Origin of the sequence: Flavobacterium sp. FlaQc-49, from assembly GCF_044005985.1 — a bacterium.
Lineage (GTDB): Bacteria > Bacteroidota > Bacteroidia > Flavobacteriales > Flavobacteriaceae > Flavobacterium > Flavobacterium cupriresistens.
In genome coordinates, this window is sequence record NZ_JBIPCS010000004.1 from 16,140 (window position 1) to 40,033 (window position 23,894).

Genomic DNA, 23,894 nt, shown 5'->3' on the forward strand with positions numbered 1-23,894 from the left:
ATCTGTAATAAGCTGTGGTTCTTTTTTCAAATATAACAAAAGAATTGGAGGGTTATGCGAAAAATTGCCTGTTAAGAGGTATACGATAGGTCTTAAAATGTTTTTTGTTTGCTATTTTGAAAAAAGTATATGGAGTAAAAAGGGATCAAAAAATTGATGTTGTTGCACAAATGCATTGCTGTTTATTCGTGTTGTAATTGAAGTAAAAATTACGGCGTTGCTTTTGTTTCTTTTATGATTTTTTAAAGCGGATTTTTAGCTCCGAAATTCGGAATAATTTGAAGTGTTTTTTGATCTGTTTTTGTGAAATTTCTAAAGCAAGTTTGAATCGTTTATTTGATAATTTTTTATATATGTGGTTGTTTTTGAGTTGTTTAAATTGTCTTAAAATTCAAATTTTGAGATTTTTAAGCTTAAATTACCTCAAATTTTGAGAAAAATAGGCTGTAATTGTTTTAGTACAAAAATGAATTTGCAAGGTTTTATAAGGGGTGAGGGGGATTTGTGTGTAATTACCTAAAATATTAACATTTAATTAACTTTTTAACATAATTCTGTAAGATTATATTGTGTTAATTTGTTTCTAAGTAAGTTAAAAGCTATAGATATTTATATAAAATTAAGTTAATACTTATGATTTTATTTAACATTGTTTTAAAAAAATGTGAAATACAATATTTGTTCTTTGTGTAGTGTTACGATTTCAAATTATTTATTAAAAGTATAATAAAAGGAATGAATAAAAGATGTTTTTTAATACTCTTTTTAATTGTTTTCCTGCCATTCAAAATAATGGCGCAGATAAAGATAAGTGGAAAAATTAAAAATCAGAATAACAAACCGGTCGAATTATTAGAAATCCAATTTCAAGATAAGGACTCTGTACTAGTAAAAAGTGAGTTAACGGGGATTGATGGGGATTTTACAGTTACGATAGCTAAAGGAGAATATCTAATGCTTATAAAAGAATTTGGTAAAATGGTACACAAACAGAAACTTAACCTTGATCACGATTTAAATATAGGTGTAATTAGAATAGTTGAAAATCAGCAACGACTTCAGGAAGTTACCGTTACTTCAAAGAAAAAACTTATAGTGCGAAAAGTAGACAGGTTGGTTTTTAATGTAGAGAATTCTGTCTCTGCCAGTGGAGGTGATGCGATTGACGCTTTGAAAATAACTCCCGGGCTAAGAGTAGAAGAGGATCAAATTGCTATGATTGGCAAAAGCGGAATGTCTGTAATGATCGATGATAGGTTCATAAAACTCTCGGGAGAAGATTTGATTGTGTTTTTAAAATCAATTCCTTCGGATAACATCAAAAGTATAGAAGTTATTTCTAATCCACCTGCGAAATACGATGCAGAGGGCAATAGTGGAATTGTAAATATCAAACTAAAAAAGGCAAAAGGAAATAGCGTGAGCGGTAATTTAAAAACGTCCTATTCGCAAGCCAAGTATCCTTTAGGAAATTTTGGAGGAGGATTAAATTATCAAAAGGATAAAGTAACAATTACTTCGAATGTTAATTACAGCAATGGCAGCACCGCCCCATATCAGGAATATACAATATTTTACCCCAATTATACCTGGTTTGAAACCAACAAAGTAAGAAGCCTTCAAAACAGTTTGAGTGGAGGATTTACAGTAGATTACCAAATTAGCTCAAAGACCGTTATGGGAGTACAATATTCGGGAGTATTAAGCAAGCCTATTCGCAAAGGAGTAAATAACTCTTCGATTACCAATAATAACTTTGTTTTAGATTCTTTAATCATTACTCCTTCCCGTTTAGAAGTGGAGCGGAAAATGCATTCAGTAAATTTTCATACCATAACAAAAATCGACAGTAGCGGGACGCAACTTTCTGCTGATATAGATTATTTTAAATACACTTCGGATTTAAACAATAGTTTTAATACTAATACTTTTTTATCTGATGGAACAGAAATTGCCGGAAGGTATATTGCCGCAAATAATTTAAGTAATCAAAATATTGACATCTATTCTGGTAAAATAGATTATGAGTTACCCTTGAAATGGGTGAATCTTTCTTTTGGCGGAAAACTTTCTTTTATCAATAGTGATAGTAAAGTTTCTTATTTTAATACAACCGATTTACATCCCATTTTAGATTTGTCAAAAAGTAATCTTTTCGACTATAAGGAAAATACACAAGCGATTTATATTTCAGGAAATAAAACCTTAACTAAGAAATGGGAGCTGCAGCTGGGTTTCAGATTAGAAAATACACAAACAAAAGGATTTTCTGAAACGTTAAGCCAAGCCAATACTAACGATTATCTAAAGCTTTTCCCAACCTTATATGTAACGTATAAATTGGCTGAAGAGAATACGTTTGGATTTAACTACAATCGCAGGATCGACCGGCCAGGGTACTCGAAGTTAAATCCATTTAGATTTTATACTTCTTCTTTTAATTATACGGAAGGTAATCCTTTTTTACAGCCTTATTTTACTGATAATATAGAACTATCGCATACCTATAAAAATCTGTATACTTCTGTTTATGCGTATTATCTGAAAAACGGTTTTGACGAATTTGCTTATGTTTCGCCGGGTTCTGTTACGCAAGTTGTTCGTCCGGTTAATTTTTATTCAGAAAAGAGTATTGGACTGGTGGAGAGTTATACGTTTACTAAATGGAAATGGTGGGAGAGCAACAATCAGCTGAATGTTTATTATTCCAAAACGACTTCTGAGATTCCGGACATTGTTTCTAATATCGAAAATTGGACGTGCTCTTTTAATTCCACCAATGTTTTTGTTTTAAATAAATCGAAAACGATTAAATCTGAATTAAATTTTGTTTGCAAATCTCCTGCTGTTGTTGGGAGTTATAAGGCTTCAGGGTTTTATTATTTTGATACGGGTTTTAGTTTTTTATTTTTTAAAAAGAAGCTGCAAACTGCAGTTAATTTCATGGATGTATTCAGAACGCAAAAACGAATATTTGAACAAACGGTAAATGGTATAGCACAAAAGAATTTTGATTATCGGGATTCACAAAGAATAAGATTTTCGCTGGTATGGAATTTTGGGAAGTCGATTAAAGCACAAAAGAAAAAATTTAGTAATGACGAAGAAAAAAAGAGAACAAATTAATTTTTGAATTTAAACAATAAACATTTTGTAATTGGTAATGCAGAAAAATATAAAAATATACTTGCAAGGATACACCAAATCGAATCTAATGTGTTAAAACTTTGATTAATTAAAACTTTAATAATTTTAACCATGAAAAAGACAAAATTTTCAAAAAAAGACCAAGAAGTGCTTACTAAATCTTTATCGTTATTTCAAAATAACAGATTAAAAGACATCGTTGATTTATCAGGAGCGGTAGCACCTGGTGTAGGATTTTCAAGATCAACTTGGGAAAGAGTTAGAGAACCACAAGAGCCGGTTCTTAGTTAAAAACTTAAATACTTCTAATCATGAAAAAGACAAAATTTTCAAAAAAGGACAAAGAAGTGCTTACTAAATCTTTATCGTTATTTAAGAATAACAGATTGAAAGATATAGTTGATTTATCAGGAGCAGTAGGACCTGCTGTTGGATTTTCCAGATCAACTTGGGAAAGATCAAGTGAATAGAGACTCAATTTAATTTTTTGGAGGGAGTTCGTTTAACTCCCTCCTTCCCAAATAAAAAAATTATGGCAAATACCACTGAAAATCTAAAATGTCGTTTTGCAGTAGTTAAAGTTGCAAGCAGATGTAATTTGAATTGTACCTATTGCTATGTTTACAATCAAGGGGATAAAACCTACCTGACTCAGCCAAAAGTGATGAGCCCCAATGTTGTTAAGGATCTTATTTACAGGATAAAAGAGCATTGTTTACAACATGGCATAAAAAAATTTACATTTATAATTCATGGAGGAGAACCATTGTTAGCTCCTCAAAGTTTTTATGAAAATTTAATTACCGTATCGGAGCAAATCCTTAAGGATACAGATATTAAATTGAGATTTTCTATGCAGACAAACGGTGTTCTTCTCACAAAAGAATGGTGTGATTTGTTTAACAGACTGAACATTTCTATCGGAATAAGTATAGATGGCCCGGAAATATATAATGATATGTTTCGTATTTATCATTCCGGCAAAGGGTCTTATAAAGATATTGTTAAGGGAATTGAATTGGCCAATGTACACTTAGAAAGGCCTGTTGGGGTACTTTCGGTTATTAATATAGACATTGAACCAGAAATGCTATATGATATGTATATTTCTTTAAATGTATCGTCTGTCGATATTTTATTACCGGATGGCAATTATGAAAATATACCGGAGAAGCTTGCTATCGACTTAGAAAACAACAGTACTTTACATGCTGACTGGATGATAAAAATCTTTGATTTATGGTTTAACGATACTACAAATGATTTGAAGATTGGTTACTTTGAAAGAATTATGCTGAGTATTTTAGGTTATGATGTGTCAGCGGATAGTATGGGGAATAAAAATACAGATGTTCTTGTTATTGAGACAAACGGTGATATAGAATCTTTAGATGTCTTAAAAATATGTGGAGACGGTTTTACAAAAGGAGATGCGAATGTAAGTCTTACCAGCTTTGATGAGGCTTTACAGACACCCTTGGCAAAGATATACCAGTTAAGTCATAAGATTTTATCTCCGGTATGTAAAAAATGTAAAGTTAAAGAAATATGCGGAGGAGGTTATTTACCGCATCGTTTCTCTCATGATAAAGGTTTCGATAATCCTAGTATTTACTGCGACAGCCTTATGAAACTAATCGTTCACATTCAAAACAGTATTATATCAAATCTGCCTGAGGATGTAATACAAGATACGATGATTACAAAATTGGAATATAATAATGTAACAAGTATAAGCTAATTAAGATGGAAGAGCAATTTATAGACATATCGCTTGCACGCCATGCGTTATTATTTTCTGACGAAAGCTGTGGTATTTTTACAACGGTAGAAAATAAGTTTAATCATTTTTTAGAAAAGGGTTTTCTTAAATTCATTAAAGAGAATGATTTAGAAGAAAATTATAAGGAGTTAAATGCAGAAGAAAAAAAGAATTTGTTAAGAACTCCTGAGGTAATAAGTAAACTGTTGTGGCAAAGTAATTTTGATCAGAACCAGCTAAAAGTGTTTTTTTCTTATGCCATAGAAATGGAAGGCGCAAAGTTAAAGAAGAAATTCGACTACGCGGAGTACTCTGATAGCTCTTGGACGTTAGACGGATCATTCTTTATCAGCCACACAGGAAATGATAATTTCGAAACGTTCTCTACTCCTTATTTAGCAGACACCAAAATCCCGATTGATTGTTTTAGCGTGTACAACAGGATGAATGAGGAACATATGCCAAAAGAGTGGTTATCGACGACCTATGATTATGAAGAGGCAGAAAGTCTGACAGACAATCTAACGCAGATCTATAATGGTTTTGATCCAATAGTAAAATGTTTAATTCAAAAGCATGTATATGCCCTATTGTTAAGGAAAATACCGGAAAAAGAGAATCTCTTTACGTCGGGATCAGATGGGGAGTATGTAGGACGAATAGTGGTCTGTAATGGTCATACCGTTGAAGACAGCGTAATTGTAGATGCACTGGTTCATGAAGCAATTCATGGGTTATTATACATGATCGATGAGCTCAATGTTTGGCAGCCAAGTCGGGAAATCTCGAGTGAAATAGGAAGGACAGTAATTTCGCCATGGTCCAATAATTCAATAACAATCCGAAATTTAGTGCAGGCTATTTACGTTTGGTATGGTTTGTATCATTTTTGGGATAAATATGGAGTTCAGATATCTGAAACCTATAGAAATGATCGATTAAAATTAATCAGCAAAGGTTTCTTGTTGTTAGATCTTAATCCGTATAAAGGAATTTTAAATGAAAAAACATTTGCAGAATTATGCTTAATAAAAAATGGTTTCGCTTAAAAAAAATCCCCTTTTATTTTCAATTATCAAGTACAGATTGTGGACTCGCCTGTATGCGAATGATTAGTGAGTACTATGGTAAGGCTTATACGAATGAAAATTTTAACGATGAAGTCCAATACAATGGAGTTTCATTAAGTAAATTAGAGCTTTTTGCTTCGTCTCTTGGTTTTGGTACTCTGGTTGCCAAAACGGATTATGTCTCTTTGGTGGATAAGGCTCCCGTTCCTTTTATAGCGTTTTGGAATCAGAATCATTTTATAGTAGTATCAGACATTGCTTCTGACAAAGTTAAAGTGGCTGACCCGGCATTTGGTAAAACCACTTATTCCAAAGACGAATTTTTAAAAGGCTGGTCGCAAAATCAGGATGAAGGTGTTGTCTTGTTGTTGGAGGCTCAAGAAAATGATGACCAATTAAAAAAGAAAAAAAAGAATACAAGAGGCAATTTACAATACGTCACTCAATATTTAAAAAAGCATAAAAAAGAGTTGTTTTTAATTGCTATAACTTTATTTATATCTTCCTGCATTGAACTTGTTTTTCCGTTTTTTTCTCAAAAAATTATTGATAAGGGAGTAGGGCAAAAAAAAATAGATCTCATTTATTTAATTCTGATTGCTCAAATAGTCTTATTCATTAGTAGAGTGGGTTTGGAGTTTTACAGATCTTGGCTTTTTATTCATATAAGCAGTAGAATAAGTTTGTCTATCATTTCTGACTTCCTTGTCAAATTAATGAAGTTGCCACTAAAGTTTTTTAACAGTAAAAACATTGGTGATCTGGTACAACGAATTAACGATCATAAGCGGATTGAAGCTTTTCTGTCGAAAGATCTTATACAGACGGTCTTCTCCATTTTTACGATTGTCATTTATTCTTTTGTATTGCTTTATTTCAATTTAAACCTTTTTATAATTATTTGCGCCTGCACAACAGTTGAGTTGTTATGGATATTTAGTTTTTTTAAGAAAATTAAAATTCTGGATAAAAAAAGATTTTCATTGGATTCTAAAGACCAGAATAAGATTTATGAGCTTATTAATTCAATGCACGAAATTAAATTGAATAATCTGGAGGAAAAAAAACGAAACGAGTGGCAGAAGATACAAACGAATATTTATTTAAATAATATTGATAAACTTAAGATCAATCAGCAATACGAGAGTTATAGGTTTATTAGTTTTCTTCAGACGATATTAGTTGTGTTTGTGTCTGCAATCGCAGTTATGGACGGAACTCTGACTATTGGAAGTATGTTGGCCGTTATGTATGTAATAGGAGGGTTGAATACGCCTATAAGCCAATTGATAAATTTTGTGATGCAGTATCAATTAGTGAAAGTAAGTTTTGAAAGACTCAATGAGATTCACAACAAACCGGATGAGGAGAATAAAAGCGGCATTGTAAAGCTTGATGGAATAGAGGATATCAATATAAAAAACGTGAGTTTTTCTTATGATAATTCGAATTACATTCTGAGAGATATTACCTTAAAAATTCCAAAAGGAAAAACGACCGCCATTGTTGGTGTAAGTGGCAGTGGAAAGACTACCCTGTTAAAATTACTTCTTAAATTTTATAAACCACAACAAGGTGATTTGTTTTTGCATGAAACAGCACTCGAAGAAGTTGATAACAAATTATGGCGAAATAAATGTGGCGTAATCCTGCAGGATAGTTTTATCTTTTCGGACACTATTTCGTATAATATTTCTTTAGAAGAAAATCCAAATCACGAAAAACTAGTAAATGCGGTTAAACTTTCAAATATAGAAGACTTTATAGACAAACTACCTCTTAAATTAAATACGCTTATCGGGACAGAGGGGGTTGGTATTAGTCATGGGCAACGCCAGCGTATATTAATTGCCAGAGCGATTTATAAAAATCCGGATTATTTGTTTTTTGACGAAGCAACGAATTCATTAGATGCAAAAAACGAAAGAATAATTGTTGAAAATATAGACTCTTTTTTTAAAAATAAAACAATGATTGTAGTCGCACACAGGTTATCTACTGTAAAAAATGCAGATCAAATAGTCGTATTAGACAACGGAAAAATGATTGAAATCGGGACTCATAATGAATTGATTAAAAATAGAGGGAAATACTTTGAATTGATACAAAACCAATTAGAATTAGGAGAGTGATGAAAAAAGAGGAAAATGATATTTTCGGTAAAATACCCAATAAACTAACTTTTGTGGGGATCGTTATTTGTGTCTTAAGTATAATTTCTTTACTCTTCGCGATTAAAGTTTTGTTTTATTGATTTGCAAAACAGTTAGTTAAAAGAGCGAATCAGGAGTGTGATTAATCCGGGTTAGCTATATCTCAGTATTCGATATAAAAGAGCCCGTTAAACTAAGAAAAGTGAAACGGGCTTCTGATAATTTTTGGATATAATTAATATCGATACACAAATGCATTAACGTTCATTCCTGCTCCAACTGAAGCAAAGATTACCACGTCGCCTTTGTTTATTTCATGATTTTCTATTTTTCCTTGTATCAAAAGATCATAGAGTGTAGGTACAGTTGCCACACTGCTGTTTCCAAGATCATGTATGCTCATTGGCATGATGTCTTTGGGAGCTGTTTTGTCGTATAATTTGTAAAAACGATCTATAATCGCTTCGTCCATTTTTTCGTTTGCTTGGTGAATCAGGATTTTTTTAACGTCATCAATGGCAATACCGCTTTTATCTAAACAGCTTTTCATGGCACAGGGTACCTGACTTAGAGCAAATTCATAAATTTTACGGCCATACATTTTAATGTATTTAATGTCCGGATCTAAATCAGCATTGTATGATTTTCCAAAGTATAAAAAATTGGCTTCATCGTTAGCAAAAGTAGCACTTTCGTAAGATAGCAATCCCGTTTCATCATCAGAAGCTTCCAGGATTGAAACTCCTGCACCGTCAGAGTAAATCATCGAGTCACGGTCATGATCGTCAACCACTCTTGATAAAGTTTCTGCACCAATTACCATTACGCGTTTTGCCATACCGGATTTGATAAAAGCATTGGCTTGAAGTACGCCTTCAATCCAGCCCGGACATCCAAAAAGAATATCGTAGGCAACACATTTTGAGTTTTTAATTCCTAATTTATTTTTTACACGTGTCGCTAAACTTGGTAAAATATCCGTTTGGTGTGTTCCGGATTTTACGTCACCAAAATTATGCGCAAAGATGATATAGTCTAAAGTTTCAGGATCGATCTTAGCATTTTCAATGGCTCTTTCAGCAGCAAAAAACGCTAAATCTGATGAGGTATGTTGATCTTCAGCATAACGGCGGTTTTCGATTCCCGTTATTCCTTTAAATTTTTTAATTACTACTTCATTTGGATAAGCAAAAGGAGTTCCGTCTTCATTCAAAAAAACATGTTTGTCAAAGTCTGTATTGCTTACTTCTTTATTCGGAATGTAACTTCCGATACCTATTATTTTAATTTTCATTATTCCTTTATTAGCCGGTAAATTTATTGCTAAATTATAAATAAAATGATGATAACTATCATAAAACATACTATGCGTGCATATAATTATGAAATAAGAATTTTTAGCTCTAGTTATTGGTTATTTTATAATGAATTTTAGCTTTATATGAGATTTCAAACGTTTGCGATTGTTTTTTGGGCGTATTTTTATTTTGTAAAAACATTCTTATTTGTGTAGTAAAATAACAAGTTCTTTGTATAATGTTATAAAAATAATAAACCCGATAATTTTGAAGTTATCGGGTTTATTGATATGCCGAAAAATTATTTTTTTTAATTTTCCATATATGCTTCAATAGGAGCACAGCTACAGATTAGGTTTCTGTCTCCGAAGGCATCATCTGCTCTTCGAACAGAAGGCCAGAATTTGTTTTCAGCGATATATTCTAATGGGAAAGCAGCTTGTTCTCTTGTATAAGGGAAATCCCAAGTCTCTGTTGTTAGCATCGCTAAAGTGTGAGGAGAATTTTTCAATACATTATTGCTGTCTTCGATTGTTGCTGCTTCAATTTCTTTTCTGATAGAAATCATAGCTTCACAAAAACGATCTAATTCTTCTAAGTTTTCACTTTCAGTTGGTTCGATCATTAAAGTTCCTGCAACTGGGAAAGATACTGTTGGTGCGTGGAAACCATAATCCATTAAACGTTTTGCGATATCGGTAACTTCGATTCCTTTTTGTTTGAATGGACGACATTCTAAGATCATTTCGTGCGCTGCACGACCCATTTCTCCAGAATATAAAGTGTCGTAATGTCCGTTTAATTTTTCTTTGATGTAGTTGGCATTTAAAATCGCATGCTCTGTAGCGCTTTTTAAACCTTCAGCTCCTAACATCGAAATGTATCCGTAAGAAATCAAACAAACTAGTGCAGATCCCCATGGTGCAGCAGAAATAGCTGTAATAGCCGTTTCTCCTCCTGTTGGGATTACCGGGTTTCCAGGTAAGAAAGGAACCAATTGTGGTGCTACACAAATAGGACCAACTCCAGGACCTCCACCTCCGTGAGGGATAGCGAAAGTTTTGTGTAAGTTTAAGTGACAAACGTCAGCTCCAATTGTAGCAGGATTTGTTAATCCAACCTGAGCATTCATGTTCGCACCGTCCATATAAACTTGTCCGCCGTTATCGTGAATGATTTTTGTAATTTCCTGAATAGCACTTTCAAATACACCATGTGTAGATGGGTAAGTTACCATTAAACAAGATAAATTGTCTTTATGAAGAATGGCTTTCTCACGTAAATCTTCTACGTCGATATTTCCGTTTTCTAATGTTTTAGTAACCACTACTTTCATTCCGGCCATTGCTGCAGAAGCAGGATTTGTTCCGTGAGCAGAGGAAGGAATCAAAGCGATATTTCTGTGATCGTCTCCACGTGATTGGTGGTACGCACGAATTACCATAAGTCCTGCATATTCTCCTTGTGCACCAGAGTTTGGTTGTAAAGTAGTACCGGCAAAACCTGTAATAACGTTTAATTGTTGCTCCAGTTTTTTCAACATTTCCTGGTATCCTTGTGCTTGGTTAAGTGGTGCAAAAGGGTGAACATTATTCCAGTTTGGATTACTTAATGGCAACATTTCAGCAGCAGCATTCAATTTCATCGTACAAGAACCTAACGAAATCATCGAGTGATTTAACGCTAAATCTTTACGCTCTAACATTTTGATGTAACGCATCAAAGCAGTTTCTGAATGGTATTTGTTGAAAACATCGTGCTCTAAGAAAGCAGAAGTTCTGTTTACTGAATCCGGGAAATGATTGATTTCTGTTAATTCAGAAATAGTGGTAGCTTGTAAAGAAAGCGCTTCTGCAAAAATGGCAATGATGTCATTTACATCAGAAATACTTGTCGTTTCGTTTAATGAAATTGAAATTGTATTTTCATCAGCGTAGTAGAAGTTTACTTCTTTAGCTTCAGCAACCGCTTTTACTTTTTTAGCATCTGCTTGTACTAAGATCGTATCAAAGAAAGCAGAGTTCAGTTGTTGTACGCCTATTTTTTGTAATTCGTTTGCCAAAGTAGCTGCCGCAGCATGTACTTTGTCAGCGATATATTGTAATCCTTTTGGTCCGTGGTAAACCGCATACATTCCAGCCATAACTGACAATAATACTTGTGCAGTACAGATGTTAGAAGTTGCCTTATCACGTTTGATGTGTTGCTCGCGGGTTTGCAACGCCATACGCAATGCACGATTTCCGTTTGTGTCAATGGTTACCCCAATGATACGACCCGGCATACTGCGTTTGTATTCTTCTTTAGTTGCAAAATAAGCAGCGTGTGGTCCTCCGTATCCTAACGGAATTCCGAAACGTTGTGTAGTACCAACTACAACAGCAGCTCCCATTTCTCCCGGAGGAGTTAATTTTACTAAGCTTAAAATGTCAGCAGCAACGGCAACCTTAATTTCGCTTGCAGCAGCTTTCTCAATAAAAGCAGTATAATCATTTACTTGTCCGTATTTTCCAGGGTATTGTAAAATAGCTCCGAAGAATTCAGTAGAAAAGTCAAAAGTTTCGTGGTTTCCAATTACTAGTTCAACACCAATTGGAGTTGCACGAGTTTCTAAAACAGAAAGTGTTTGAGGTAAAATTTCTTCTGAAACGAAAAATTTATTTACATTGTTTTTCTTTTGGTCACGTGAACGTACATCTAACAACAGTGCCATAGCTTCTGCTGCTGCTGTTGCTTCATCCAGTAAAGAAGCATTAGCGATTTCCATTCCGGTCAATTCGATAACAGTAGTTTGAAAGTTTAAAATGGCTTCTAAACGACCTTGTGCGATTTCAGCCTGGTACGGTGTGTAAGCCGTATACCATCCCGGGTTTTCAAAAACATTTCTTTGGATTACAGCAGGAACAATCGCCTGATTATATCCTAAACCAATATAAGTTTTAAAGATTTTATTTTTGTTACCTAATTGTTGAATATGGTTAGAGAACTCATATTCAGTCATCGCAGGGTCTAAGTCTAAAGGTGCTTTTAAACGAATGTCATCTGGAAGGGTTTCGTAAACAAGTTGTTCGATCGATTCAACTCCAATTGTCTGTAACATGTGTTGAAGATCTGTTTCTCTTGGACCAATGTGTCTTAAAGCAAAAGCATCTGTTTTCATATAGTTGTAAAAGTGTTGTTTTTTTGTGGTGCAAAATTAAGTATTAATAATAATTTATTCGGTATTTTTAACTTCAAATTTTGTGAAATTTATAACTAATGGGTTGATTTCTTAATAATTGATTAGATTTGAGTCATGAAACTTATCAAACAGATATTAGATTTTTATTTAAACAGCAGCATTCATGTAGCTTTATCGTGTTTTGCATTGGTGCATATTACATTCCATGTCTTTCATATTCAGTACGATGAGCCGATGGCTTTGTTTGTTTTTTTCGGAACAATAGTGGGGTATAATTTTGTTAAATACGATGCTTTGGTTCGGGTGAAAAAAAATCCGATAGGAAGTCAGTTGAAAATTATTGCACTTTTGAGTCTTGTTTCGGTGGTTTTGGTTGGTTATTATTTTTTTCAATTAAAGCGAATTACGCAAGTTGTTTCGTTTGGAATTTTTGCGATTACCGCTTTATACACCCTTCCGTTTTTTCCGAACAGAAGAAATGCGCGAAACTGGGCTGGCGTAAAAATTTATATGGTTGCCATTTGTTGGGTGGGAGCGACTTTGGTTTTGCCCTTAATCAATGCTGAAATTCCTTTTACTTCTGATTTTTTTATCAAATGCATTCAGCGTTTTATTCTGGTTTTTGTTTTGATCTTGGTTTTCGAAATTCTTGATTTAGCCAATGATGATCCGCATCTGCAAACTGTGCCACAAACGATAGGTGTGAAAAAAACCAAAATTTTAGGGCTGTTATTGCTGATACCGTTTTGTTTATTGGAGTTTTTGATTTCAACCTTTAATTATCAAGATCTTTTTATTAATATTATCATGATCACAATGTTGTGTTTGTTCATTGTATTCGCAAACACCAATAGATCTAAGTATTATACTTCTTTTTGGGTAGAAAGTGTGCCGATTTTTTGGTGGCTGATGTTGGTTCTGCTATAAGCTTCAGTAGTTTTTTTTAACACGAATTACACAAATTATCACTAATTAATTAATGAGATTCTTGGCGGGGAATTTTAGCCGCAGATTAAAGGATTAAATGATTGAAAAAATCCGTGTAATCTGTGGTAAAAATAATTCATGCCAATTCGTGTAGTTCGTGGCGAGCTTTTAGCCACAGATTGAAGGATTAAAATGATTAAAAAAATCCGTGCTAATCTTTTTAATCTGTGGCAAAAATAATTCGTGCCAATTCGTGAAATTCGCGGCGAGTCTTTAGCCACAGATTAAGGGATTATAATGATTAAAATAATTCGTGCCAATTCGTGAAATTCGTGTCAAAAAATCTTCTGACGTGTACGTTCTTTTTGTTACAGGAACCTGTTTTCTGCGGTCTCTTTCAGGATTTTATTTCTGGCTAAAAGAAAATTAGTCAGATGCTTTTCGAGACATATAATATCAAATAATTCCCCGAAAATTCCATAGGGTGTTTCATATTGTAAATAGTCTTTCATGATGGTAACCTCGTTTTGTTCTTCAAAAAAATGTTGGTGTTTGAATGATTTGAATTTGCCTTCCTCCATTTCATCCAGAAAATAGTCATAAGGATCCATTTTTGTGATTCGGCTTTTGTGCGTCAGATAAAACCCGAAATGTTTTCCTCTCCAGGTAACGGTTTCATTGAAATTAATTAAGCCCGATGTAACGCCGGCAATGGCTTTTTCGTTTGAAGTTGCTGTTGATTTCTGATGCAAATCAATATCTCTCGCGGTATCAAAAACAATTTGTTTTGGGGCTTTTATTTTGGTGACTAAGTTTATTGTTGTCATTGTATTAGATTTTTTAATGCTTTTTCTAAAGTTTCAAATTCAAATTGAAAACCTTCTTCAAGCAATCGTTTCGGAATCACATTCCTGCTTTTTAAAACCAATTCCGGTTCTGTTCGGATAAGCAGAGAGCCCAATTTTAATAGCGATTCCGTTATTGGAATGCCAAATGGAGCATTGACTGCTTTTCGTAATAAGGACATGAAATTTTTATTTGTCACGGGTTTTGGAGCAACAATATTCAGTACTCCGGTTATTTCTTTGTCGATTATAAAATCTATTGCTCTGGCAAAATCTGTTTCGTGAATCCAGCTTACCATTTGGTTCCCATTTCCTTGTTTTCCGCCAAAGCCAAATTGGGCAAGGGTTTTTAGCGGCACTAATGCACCTCCCTTTTTTCCTAAAACGATAGAAGTTCTCAAAGCCGTTTTTAAGGTACTTGGAGTTTCGGTTTTAAAAAAAGCTTTTTCCCAGGATTGCGCCACATTCATCGAGAAATCATTGCCAATTTCGCCGTTCCTTTCGTCCATTTCCTTGTCTAAAGAGAAACGATATATGGTGGAGGTTGAGGAATTCAGCCAGTGTTTCGGTGCGTTTTTGCAATTTAAGACCGCTTTATTTAAAATCTTGGTGCTTTCAATTCGGGATAATAGTATCTCTTTTTTATTTTCTTTGGTGTACCGGCAATCAACCGATTTTCCCGCAAGGTTTATCAAAACGGCTGCGTTTTCGAGTTCTTTTTCCCAGCCGGAGAATGTCTTGGCATTCCAATTGACATATTTAATTCCGTCAATCGTTTTTGATTTCCCTCGGGTTAAGATTACGATTTCTCCGAATCTGTCTTTAAAATGATTTAGTAAACTCTGACCTAAAAAGCTGGTTCCTGCTGCGATGATTAATTTATTTCGGATCATTAGAAATTTAAAATTAATAGTAAAACAATAAGTCTGTAGACAACCCACGTGATACACAAGTAAGTCGGTAGTTGTAGTATTTTAATCCTTCTGTAATGTTCCATAAACATAATAAAAGCAGTAAGAACAAACCAAATTAAAGCGGTATTTACTGAAATAGTGACAACAGTCTGCAATGCCAGTATTGGAAGTAGCAATAAAGATCCCATTAAAGAAACCGTAATTAGATTCCCGCTATAATTGAGGATTGTTTTTCGGTCTGATTTCAAAAGAAACAAAGATTGAAAAAAGAGTTGTCCTATCGCTATCATAAACTCTCTTGTGATACTTGCTTTTGGCAAATTCGGAATCAGAAAAGTATAGTTGTACAATATGATTGTGGTCATAACAGTAGCAAAACCAATAAATAAAAATCGGTACTTATAATTGAAATTCGGTACACATTGTAACTTCGCGGCTGCATTGATTTTACTCGGAATAATGACTTTTCGATTATAAGAAACAAACGAATACAGTTTCTTCAAAAAGAATTTAACAGGTTTTATATTTCCGATTTTTTCAATTAAAGGAAAAGAGAATCCAAGGACTTTCAGTAGACTGTCAATTCCATAAAGCACCGTTTGATTTTTGTTGTCTATTAACGCAATCTCATTAGAAGCACGGTTTATGTCAACAAAAGTTTGTTCGTTTTCATCTAATTGACAATACGATTTACGACCATTTTCGTCCAGCATTTTTGCTTTTATAAAACCCGTAGTGTAAACTTGACATAACGGACAATCTTCGTCATACAGTAAAGTTTGGTTTTCCAGTGTTTTCATGACAGTTAGTTTTTAGTAAATCTGACGGGTGTTATAGGTCCCGCCAGATGTAAGGGTTGACTTAAGCTTTAAATACTAATCGTTCTTCTCTTGTTTCTTTTGCTTTTCTTTTCCCTCTGAAGAAAAAGTACAAATTGATGAATAACATTATACCTAAGTAAATAGAAAATCCGCCAATTTTATAACTTAAATTTTCAATTAATTCCTGGTAACTGTCTCTACTCAATTCAAGTTGTAAGATCATTAAAGCGAATCCAACATTTAAAAGATAAAAACCGGTTTCAAAAAGTTTATTGGTAGCCTGAGCGATATCTTCTCTTCCTTTAAAAATATCAAGCATAAAGATTTTCCCATTTTTAAAAAGTGTTTTAGAAACATAGTAGGTAAGGAATAATGCAATTGGCAAATAAATACTGTAACCGATTAAGATTTTTGTAGTTTCCATGAGAGTTAAATTTAAGGTGTTATTTGATTAGTTTTTGAATGTATTTGGTAAGAATTATAATATTGAGATAATGTAAAATTGAAATGATGAAAATAATGATCGCCGTTTTTATTCCGATGGTTTCAATAAGTTGTGTCGATGATGTGATTTTCTGCCAGGAAACTAAAGTCATGGCACAATAACCACTATTCAAAAGATAATACGCCAGTAACAATACCTGATTGATTTTTTGACAGATTTCAACATGATTCGGAATCAGTTCGCGGACATAAATGTTCCCATTCTTGTAACAGATTTTCCCAACTCTGAAAATGATGAAAATCGTGATGCTGAGGTAAATCAGATAGCCAGTAATGTTGAGATTCATGGTCTGTTTGTTTATAGTTATTGATTGTTTTAAACTTTCAGAAAAAAATGAAACTTTTAATGAAATTTTTTTATTTCATGATTTTTAAGACCAGACGACCCAGCCAGTTTTCGTTAAACTCTGTTATTTTATCCAGCATATTATCGGCCTTTAGCACAAAATCATACAATTTGTTGGTTTGATCGATAAAGTGTTTTTCTTCGGCAGTGTCTTTTGCTTCTATTGAGGAAACTTCTTTTAGGATTTTAAGAGCGGGTTTAATTTCTCTTTTACTTCTTTCTCTGGCAATTTTTACGGCCAATTCGTCCAGATCTTTTTCAGCAGTAAAAAATTCCCTTCTTTCTCCGGCTTTGTATTCTTTATATACAATTCCCCAATCCATTAAACCTCTTAAGTTCATACTTGCATTACCGCGGGAAATCTGCAATTCATCCATAATATCTTCCATAGAAACCGGTTCATTAGAAACCATCAGTAAAGCATGAATCTGTGCCATGGTTTTATTGATGCCCCATTGAGAACCTAAAGCTCCCCAGGTCTGTACGAATTTATTTTTTGCTTCTTTGAATTCCATAGATCAAATGTAAGCAAAAGTTTTTAAACTTTCAAAAATAATTGAAAGATAATTTAAAAATAGAATAGCATTGCCTCTTACAATGGTATCCTAACTGCCTTTTTAAAGTTTTAAAAGCACTGCTATTCTGCGATTAAGTTAGGAGTGTTTGCTTTGAATTCATTTACTAAACTATTTATCTCATATAGGTAAGAAGGGCTTTCATGACATTTAAAAGGACTCTTGGGGCATTTTTTAGCTCTTTCATGACAAAAAAAATTTGCCCCATGACATTTTTTTACACAAAGAACGACTGCTGTTATAGCTTTGATAGGGAATTTAAGAGATGGAGTACAGAATAGCGTTCCATTTTTATGCCCGTTTACTTTTCAATAAAGAGAAGAGCAGTCACTCGAAAGAAACCAGCTCCATTCTGAAAAGTTCTAATTAAACATGACAAAAACCAAAAACCAAACCAAAATGGAAAATTTAGTAACAGAAGATTATTTAGCAGAAGGAACTATAGGAAATGTTGGGATGCCGGGTGCTCCCATTGCTACGTTTAGTTTGATAGTAAAGCCATTGAAGAATTCTGTGACGGGTACCGTTATCATTAAACAAACCGTAGATGATGCTGAAAATGATATAGCCGTTGAGGTTAAAGGAAAAATCAATGTTACGCGATTAGGGCAATTCACAAAAGTAGTCAGCCTGCAAGGAAAGTACAGACAGTCGCTGGAGAAATCGGAGAATGACTCTTTTTTGGCTGATTTTGATGCCTATTTTGCGATTAATAACTGCTGGGACGGAACGGGAGGTTTTTCGTGCCATAATCACCAGATCGAAAATGAACCTGTTGCTTTGGCGGAAAATTTGAAAGAGGAATTTGGTATCAATTAAAAAAGATGCGCCTGATCATTTTACTGCGTGTAATGTGAATTTAAATAAATGTTTTGCTGCTTAATTATATCCCTAAATAAACCAAATCTAAACTGTGAAAAAGATGAAAAAAACAACCACAAAAATTATTGCTGTAGCGTTTACGGCAATAGTAATCCTGTTTTTAGGATGTAAAAAAGAGAAAGGCCTTTTGGCTTCTAATGATTATGAGTATTTACCACAAGATGTAAAAGAAACTTGTACGGTGTCTGAATCCGAGTTTAAGTCTTGGTTTGCTTCAGGTACCGTAACTGAAAACGGATTAGTCAAACCGGCAAACAGTGTATTGTTTCCGAGTAAAAACAATTGTGATTTTTATAAATGGTCGGAGCAGATGTTCTTATGGCTAACGTCTCCGGCTTCAGGAGGATATAACGGAAAAGGAACTGTTTTAGAATCTTCCGTATTCTACAATGTTTCACCTCCTGATTCCTTAAACAAACGTACGCTGACACAACACAAAGCCAATGAAGCGCTTCGTGCGGTAAGTAACATTAATCAAAGCGGACCAAACAGATTGCCTATTTTAATCGATAAAAATGGAAGAAGGTTTGAAATTGAAGCAGCGAAAAAGGATGAAAAAGTTAAAAACGACGTTAACAAATTAATCCAGTTCGATCATATTTCGACCAATGCCTCAGGATTACACTCTTTTATTGATACAAAAGGGAAAGTCATCAAAAATCCAAAACCTGTTATCGACAGTAAAATTAACCCGTCTGCGGTGGTACAGGAATTTAAAATAGGGGCAAAATCAATTTTTCTTGATTCTAAAGGTAGAGAAGTGCAGTCCGAACAAGGACAAGCAGGTTCTCATGGCGCTTTAATGGGAGAAAATAAATCATTAGTATATTATATCACTATGGTTAATGATGTTTACGCTTATTTTTTAACCGGAGTTAACGAGGGTAAATTAAACGGAAATCAATTTCCAACCACAGCCAGTGCGAGAGACAGTATTCTGGCCTATGCAAAAACAAAAGGCTGGGCCGCACCTCCTGATCCGGATGCCTTGGCAATGGAATTAAAAACGTCATGGGTAGAAGTCAAAGATTTACCAAACGCGGATACTTATGTTACGATAAAAGCGGTAATCCCTACTTATGATAAGTCCAATCCAAAGGTATGGGTTGAAAAGGGACAAAAAACAACAACATTAGCATTGGTAGGAATGCATGTTGTAGGAAGTGTAGCCGGACATCCTGAAATGGTTTGGGCCACTTTTGAACATGAGAAAAATTCACCAAATGATGCATATGCGTATCGCGACAAACAAAATAATATAAAACAGGTGCGAGCCGATACCGGTAAAGGATGGCTTTTTAATGTCAATGCCAATGATACAACAGGAAATCAAAACTTTCAAAGTATGACTGTTTCAGGTAATACGATTCAGGTAAAAGATACAACGATTAAGACTCCTAATGTAAGAAGAATTATGGCTTGGGGAGTGGCTTCTAATACCGTTCCTAACGGAGAAGATCAAACACCGGCTGATTCCAACAGTGAGATCATTTCCATAAATAATGCCGTTCGTAAGATGTTGGTAGGTAAAGATATCAGAAAAAATTATCTGTTAATAGGAGCAACATGGACTTTTGGAGGTACGGCACCAAACGGGAATGTTTACCCCTACGGAGGGACAGCTGACTCAATTCCTAATGGAGATGCAATTGGTACCGGACAGTTGTCTAATAGTACCATGGAAACGTTTGTTCAATCTCCATCAACGGCTTCGACAGACAGCACTGCAATCTCTTGTTTTTCTTGTCATAGTAATAATACTAGTCCTAGTCTGCAACCCAAAATCCTGAGTCATGTTTTCGGTGAAATTATACCGTTATCGTCCTCTAGTAAGAAAAAAATATAAGTGAAATAAAAATGGTATTGTCGTCAAAAAGCGATTGATCACCTAAAATAAGAATGGCAAAAAAAGCGAAGCAACAGTTTCGGTTTTTTTGCTGTTTTTGTCTTTCTAAATAATAAATCTCAAACACCAACAATTAACCTAAAAAAGAAGTATTATGACAACATTTTCATCAAGTCCGAATTTTGCGAATGGTTACCCGACACCGGGACCGCAAGATCCGACACCCCAAAAAGTTTTCGATCATATTTTTTTTCTTTCAGAAACAGATTGGAAAATAGCTAGAGAACAAGAGCATTTTGATTTTATTATAATTGGTAGTGGTTTTTGTTCTTTGGCTTTTGCTGAGCGAACTTTAGCTCAAAACCCAATGTCTAAAATTTTGATTGTAGAAAGAGGGCCTTTTTTCCTGCCGGAACATTTTCAAAATTTACCTATTCCTTATCAACATGTGTTAGGTGGATTGTCAGAAACATTTCCGTGGACACTTTCGAGTAAAACGGCAACACAACCTGCAGGGAATATCCAGTTTCAACACGGAATGATTCCTTTTTTTGGAGGAAGAAGTATTATGTGGAGTGCCTGGTGTCCAAGACCTACACAGGAAGAAATGCAATATTGGCCGCAAGAAACTATAGATGCTGCAAAAGCGCATTTTAAATCGGCAGAAATTTTATTAAATGTAGTGCCGGCCGATCAGATCGATAGTGATTTAGATCCTGCCGTTTTAAAACATGTTGCCTTGCAACGCCCTGTGTACGGACTATTACAAACCGAGCTTCAGGAAATGTTGGCTGCTAATTTAGGGAAAGTGACTTCAGCAACCAGAAGTATAGCAGCTCCTTTGGCAGCGGGGTCAGGGGTACAGGAAGGTTTAGATTTTGCTAAATTTTCTACCCCATCTGTAATGTTGGATCTTGCGATAAAACAATCTGATTTAAGTAAAAAAGGAGAGGGAAGTCCGCTGCAAATGGTAGGTAATTGTATTGTAAACCGCATTCATCAGCAAGACGGCGTTGCCACTGCTTTAGAAACTTCCAGAGGAATGGTAAACGTAGGTAATGCTAAAGTGATTTTGGCAATGGGAACACTTCCTCCGGCTACATTGATCTTAAATTCTTTTCCTCAGGTAAAAAGAGCAGGAGAACGTTTTACGGCCCATTTTATTACCTCTGTAGTAGCACGTATCCCGCGTAAAGATTATGATTTTGCGAATCAATTAAGTGAATTGGAATTAGCGGCGATCTATATGGCAGGCGTAAATAAAGAAAGTGGTATGCAATATCACGTACAACTTTCGGTTCTTTCAGATAAAAATCCGCTTAAGAATGCTCAGAAAGCAGCTCGTTATATGCCGGATGTTGTCGCTACTGCCTCTATGGCACAGCTTACAAGTTCTGAGGATTATTTGGTATTTGTATGTGCAGTACTGGGCGAAATGGATTTCAGAAATCCGGAGAATTACTTGCGTCTTAACGGGCAATCTGATCCTACAACAAATGTAACGTTGCAGGCGGTAGCCGGTGAAACAGATTTGCAGACTTGGGATACCATGGATCATGGGACTTTTCAAATGTTAGAAGAGGCTTTATCACCAAAAGGGCATACTGCTGTAGAATATTGGCACGGTAATGCAGATGAAGGGGTCTGGATGAGTGAGCACCCACCGGTTAAACAACGCAGAGTGGGCGGATTGGTTCATGAAGGTTCAAGTCTTTGGATTGGCAAAGGAGACGAAGGAGTTGTTGGTTTGGATTATCGTCCAAACGGTGTTGAGAATGTCTATGTGACAGGAGGAGCACTTTGGCCTGCAAGTGGTTCGTGGAATCCAACAATGACTATGGTTGCACTGGCTCAGGATTTGGCAGATAATTTGCACCAGGAGTCCCATATCAAGGTTAAAAGTGAATCTAAAACTTTTGTTTCAAATTAATCATGGAAAATCAAACCTTAAACGAACTCGATACCGATATAAATAATATACCATTAGATACTATTCCTGCCATGACAGTGGGAGATGTACTCGATAAAACAGATGGTGTATATTTTTGTATCAAGAATCACGATGCTGTCTTTTTGTGGGTCAATAAAGATTTTGCAGATTTATTAGGGCAAAAGCAAGAAGACCTTATCGGGACCAGAGATAGTCGTGCCGCACATGTGGCCCATGATAAAGAAGTTATGGAAAGTGGTATTCCATTGTTGAATTACTACGAGACCATTGAAATAACCGAGCCAGACGGATCAGTTGCCGACTTAGAAATCGTTACTCAAAAAGGGCTTTTACGGAAGAAAGGTGGCGACGAAATTATAGGAATCACCGTGTGTTTTTCTAAACGATTTCCTAACGCCAATATCGAGGCCGATCGATTGATTCGAAAGTTAAATATGGTTCCCACAGGAATCGGAGGATATTTAGCCCATGGACCCGAAAGTGATATCATCCTCCCGGAAGCAGCTTTACCGAAACGTTTTGATGGTGATCGTAGAGCTTATTCTACCAATTATTATCTTTTAAAAGAAGGTGAGGTGCTTAAAATTCATGCCTTGAATCAAGATGAGCAATGGTTTTTCCATCAGGGAAGCGCGATCAAACTGCATATATTCTCAGAAGAGGGCGTTTATTCTACGGTAACTTTTGGCAGTGATCTCGATCAGGGACAACTTCTAATGGGAGCTGCACCGCATAACCATTGGTTTGGTGCCGAATTAGTAGGCCCGGGTTATGCCTTATCAAGCTGTAGTCTTGCTCCTGCTTGGGATAAAAGTGATAGTTTTCTTCCTACTCCCGAACAAATTGAAATGCTTAAAATTAAATTTCCGGAGCAAGTTGAAATCATTAATAAGCTTCAGTAAAAGCATAAAAAAATGGAGCTATTCGCAATAGCAAACAGCTCCATTTATAGTAGTATAACTAAAAAACCGAAGCAATTGCTTCGGTTTTTTAGTTATCTTTTGTCTTCCTTGGAATAATTAGATTCTCCATCAAGAGGGATAGGATTTCCTAAAAAATGAGGTTCGCGATTTCTCAGAACATCAAAAAAGGATTTCACTATAGAAATACATTCTCTAAATCGGACATATTTATAGCCGCTATATTCCCCTTTGTTTGCAGAGAAACCAATTGATTTTACGCCAAGTTTGTTTCCAATGTAAATGGCTCTGTTCAAATGGTATTCCTGAGAGATTAAAGTCGCTTTTTCAACTTTAAAAATATGCTTCGCTCTATACATCGTCGAATACGTATCGAAACCGGCATAATCAACAAAAATTTTAGTTGTATCAACACCGTTTCTATAACAGTACTTTTTCATGACCGTTAATTCATCATATTCGTCACGTCCATTGTCACCCGAAAGTAAAATTTTGCTAATTCTTTTGGTTTTGTACAGTAGAATTCCGGCATCAAGTCTGTCCTTTAAATATTTACTTGGCTGATCACCATTAATCCCGGCACCAAAAACAATTCCAATGTCGTTTTTTGGTAATTTTTCTAAAGAGTGGTAAATAAGTTCTTCTGTAGTTGATTTTACATAGTAATTAACAGAAACAATCGCAACCAATCCTATAACAGAAAGGCAAAGGAATAATTTAAAATACTTTTTCAAGAGTAGCTATTTTTTAAT

Annotated in this window: 20 protein-coding genes; 11 read left to right on the forward strand and 9 right to left on the reverse strand. The window is 34.8% G+C overall.

Annotation, left to right across the window (positions count from 1 at the left end; genetic code table 11):
* Positions 1-792: 792 nt before the first annotated feature.
* The 6 genes from ACHRV3_RS09575 to ACHRV3_RS09600 all read left to right on the forward strand — a co-directional run bounded on the left by ACHRV3_RS09575 (position 793) and on the right by ACHRV3_RS09600 (position 8,111).
* Positions 793-3,126, forward strand: a complete 2,334-nt coding sequence (locus tag ACHRV3_RS09575; protein WP_395434467.1) for a TonB-dependent receptor domain-containing protein — start codon at positions 793-795, stop codon at positions 3,124-3,126.
* A gap of 132 nt (positions 3,127-3,258) precedes the next feature.
* Positions 3,259-3,438, forward strand: coding sequence for a hypothetical protein (locus tag ACHRV3_RS09580; RefSeq protein ID WP_395434468.1), 180 nt, complete (start codon positions 3,259-3,261; stop codon positions 3,436-3,438).
* Between the two features lie 20 nt (positions 3,439-3,458).
* Entirely contained in the window at positions 3,459-3,617 is a 159-nt protein-coding gene (locus tag ACHRV3_RS09585) for a hypothetical protein (RefSeq protein WP_395434469.1), read from the forward strand.
* Between the two features lie 62 nt (positions 3,618-3,679).
* Complete coding sequence (locus ACHRV3_RS09590; RefSeq protein WP_053004199.1) at positions 3,680-4,888, forward strand: radical SAM protein; 1,209 nt, start codon at positions 3,680-3,682, stop codon at positions 4,886-4,888.
* A gap of 5 nt (positions 4,889-4,893) precedes the next feature.
* Positions 4,894-5,958 (forward strand): hypothetical protein, encoded by a 1,065-nt coding sequence (locus ACHRV3_RS09595; RefSeq protein ID WP_395434471.1) that lies wholly within the window; start codon positions 4,894-4,896, stop codon positions 5,956-5,958.
* Complete coding sequence (locus ACHRV3_RS09600) at positions 5,931-8,111, forward strand: peptidase domain-containing ABC transporter (RefSeq protein ID WP_395434472.1); 2,181 nt, start codon at positions 5,931-5,933, stop codon at positions 8,109-8,111. The genes ACHRV3_RS09595 and ACHRV3_RS09600 overlap by 28 nt, the downstream gene beginning before the upstream one ends.
* Positions 8,112-8,367: 256 nt before the next feature.
* Here ACHRV3_RS09600 and ACHRV3_RS09605 read toward each other — a convergent pair whose 3' ends face one another.
* Positions 8,368-9,426, reverse strand: coding sequence for a 3-oxoacyl-ACP synthase III family protein (locus ACHRV3_RS09605; protein ID WP_395434473.1), 1,059 nt, complete (start codon positions 9,424-9,426; stop codon positions 8,368-8,370).
* Positions 9,427-9,740: 314 nt separating this feature from the next.
* Positions 9,741-12,590 carry an aminomethyl-transferring glycine dehydrogenase gene (gcvP, locus tag ACHRV3_RS09610; RefSeq protein ID WP_395434474.1) on the reverse strand — a complete coding sequence of 950 codons (2,850 nt, stop codon included), beginning with the start codon at positions 12,588-12,590 and terminating at the stop codon, positions 9,741-9,743.
* A gap of 135 nt (positions 12,591-12,725) precedes the next feature.
* Between gcvP and ACHRV3_RS09615 the strand changes: the two genes are divergently transcribed.
* Positions 12,726-13,538 carry a hypothetical protein gene (locus tag ACHRV3_RS09615; protein ID WP_230003462.1) on the forward strand — a complete coding sequence of 271 codons (813 nt, stop codon included), beginning with the start codon at positions 12,726-12,728 and terminating at the stop codon, positions 13,536-13,538.
* 368 nt (positions 13,539-13,906) lie between these two features.
* On the opposite strand, the gene ACHRV3_RS09620 is transcribed toward ACHRV3_RS09615, so the two are convergent.
* The 6 genes from ACHRV3_RS09620 to ACHRV3_RS09645 form a co-directional block, all read right to left on the reverse strand.
* The gene (locus tag ACHRV3_RS09620; RefSeq protein ID WP_395434475.1) at positions 13,907-14,365 is read right to left on the reverse strand and encodes a cell division protein; all 459 of its coding nucleotides are present in this window, start codon (positions 14,363-14,365) and stop codon (positions 13,907-13,909) included.
* The gene (locus ACHRV3_RS09625) at positions 14,362-15,276 is read right to left on the reverse strand and encodes a TIGR01777 family oxidoreductase (RefSeq protein WP_395434476.1); all 915 of its coding nucleotides are present in this window, start codon (positions 15,274-15,276) and stop codon (positions 14,362-14,364) included. Before ACHRV3_RS09625 ends, ACHRV3_RS09620 begins: the two co-directional genes overlap by 4 nt.
* Positions 15,276-16,097, reverse strand: coding sequence for a hypothetical protein (locus tag ACHRV3_RS09630; RefSeq protein WP_395434477.1), 822 nt, complete (start codon positions 16,095-16,097; stop codon positions 15,276-15,278). Before ACHRV3_RS09630 ends, ACHRV3_RS09625 begins: the two co-directional genes overlap by 1 nt.
* Before the next feature lie 61 nt (positions 16,098-16,158).
* Positions 16,159-16,542 (reverse strand): hypothetical protein, encoded by a 384-nt coding sequence (locus ACHRV3_RS09635; RefSeq protein ID WP_047774372.1) that lies wholly within the window; start codon positions 16,540-16,542, stop codon positions 16,159-16,161.
* Positions 16,543-16,561: 19 nt separating this feature from the next.
* Positions 16,562-16,909: a hypothetical protein gene (locus ACHRV3_RS09640; RefSeq protein ID WP_395434478.1), complete on the reverse strand. Its 348-nt coding sequence runs from the start codon at positions 16,907-16,909 to the stop codon at positions 16,562-16,564.
* A gap of 70 nt (positions 16,910-16,979) precedes the next feature.
* Entirely contained in the window at positions 16,980-17,483 is a 504-nt protein-coding gene (locus tag ACHRV3_RS09645) for a GbsR/MarR family transcriptional regulator (RefSeq protein ID WP_230003448.1), read from the reverse strand.
* Between the two features lie 459 nt (positions 17,484-17,942).
* On the opposite strand from ACHRV3_RS09645, the gene ACHRV3_RS09650 reads away from it, so the two are divergent.
* From ACHRV3_RS09650 to ACHRV3_RS09665, 4 genes are all read left to right on the forward strand, one after another.
* On the forward strand, positions 17,943-18,362 hold the full coding sequence (locus ACHRV3_RS09650; protein WP_047774503.1) for a DUF1842 domain-containing protein: 420 nt from the start codon (positions 17,943-17,945) through the stop codon (positions 18,360-18,362).
* A 103-nt stretch (positions 18,363-18,465) separates the two neighbouring features.
* A complete protein-coding gene (locus ACHRV3_RS09655; protein WP_395434479.1) occupies positions 18,466-20,271 on the forward strand; it encodes a hypothetical protein in 1,806 nt (601 codons plus the stop codon).
* 154 nt (positions 20,272-20,425) lie between these two features.
* Complete coding sequence (locus ACHRV3_RS09660; protein ID WP_395434480.1) at positions 20,426-22,201, forward strand: GMC oxidoreductase; 1,776 nt, start codon at positions 20,426-20,428, stop codon at positions 22,199-22,201.
* Between the two features lie 2 nt (positions 22,202-22,203).
* On the forward strand, positions 22,204-23,124 hold the full coding sequence (locus tag ACHRV3_RS09665; protein ID WP_395434481.1) for a cupin domain-containing protein: 921 nt from the start codon (positions 22,204-22,206) through the stop codon (positions 23,122-23,124).
* 92 nt (positions 23,125-23,216) lie between these two features.
* On the opposite strand, the gene ACHRV3_RS09670 is transcribed toward ACHRV3_RS09665, so the two are convergent.
* Positions 23,217-23,876: a vancomycin high temperature exclusion protein gene (locus tag ACHRV3_RS09670; RefSeq protein WP_395434482.1), complete on the reverse strand. Its 660-nt coding sequence runs from the start codon at positions 23,874-23,876 to the stop codon at positions 23,217-23,219.
* Positions 23,877-23,894 lie beyond the last annotated feature (18 nt).